2 protein-coding genes are annotated in these 788 nt (G+C 38.1%); both read right to left on the reverse strand.

The window, feature by feature from the left end:
- On the reverse strand, positions 1 to 184 hold a 184-nt coding region (locus tag BAZO_RS10410; protein WP_003331433.1), incomplete at its 3' end, for a GspE/PulE family protein.
- 161 nt (positions 185 to 345) lie between these two features.
- Complete coding sequence (locus tag BAZO_RS10415) at positions 346 to 723, reverse strand: acetolactate decarboxylase (protein WP_003331434.1); 378 nt, start codon at positions 721 to 723, stop codon at positions 346 to 348.
- Positions 724 to 788: the final 65 nt, after the last annotated feature.

Genomic DNA, 788 nt, shown 5'->3' on the forward strand with positions numbered 1-788 from the left:
ATGAACCACCTGCACCAACGTTAAAATCAGCGGCATACACAACACAATCTTGAGCATATAAGGACATAAGCACATGATAAAGTAATTGAGTTTTTCCAGAGCCTACGGGACCTACGCAAATTAGATTATTTGCTTGACCCGACAAATTCAGTTCAATTTGTTCAGTTAGTCTAATTTTAGGCATAAAAATCAGCTCCTGTCACTTTGATTTGTTTGTCGGATACATGACTAAATTCTAATATGAATGCCTTGCTTCCGTCAGGTCTCCAACTTTTAAAGAGCCACTCCTCTTTACTTAAATCTTCGAGAACTTCAGAAAGTTTTGAAGCGAATTCACGAACTTGCTCAACTGACGGTCACTTCTTTAAATTGACCGGTCATGACAATCGTATAAGCAGTATTTGCCGTTGGAAAACGCTTAGTCAGCGCTGACAGAAAATCTTCTGAGTTACTGACAGAGTTGTCAGTAAATTTAACGATGGGTTGATGTTCAACCATTGCCACATAAGGCATCGTTTCATTTTCTTCAACTAATCTGACTTGATTTTCTGAGTCACCGTGATAGGCGATGCCATCAATGATTGTCACCTCGCCATTTGCCGTATCAAGCGTACCGATACCGACTTTGCCGTGTGTTAGTGCTTCTTTGAGGGTAATTGTACCTTTGTAAAAGCCGATAGAGAGTGTCGTAAATGTATTGTGTTGGAATATTCTGCTATTCATAATGATATTATTTTATCACTTTTTTTTGTTAATAGTATCAAATATGTTTTATACCCGAATTGCTA

Origin of the sequence: Schinkia azotoformans LMG 9581 (genome assembly GCF_000307855.1) — a bacterium.
Classification (GTDB): domain Bacteria; phylum Bacillota; class Bacilli; order Bacillales; family Bacillaceae_J; genus Schinkia; species Schinkia azotoformans.

What these genes read in the sequence shown, in the direction of transcription:
- BAZO_RS10415 (WP_003331434.1), bottom strand. Translation starts at nt 723, where the DNA reads ATGAATAGCAGAATATTCCAACACAATACATTTACGACACTCTCTATC.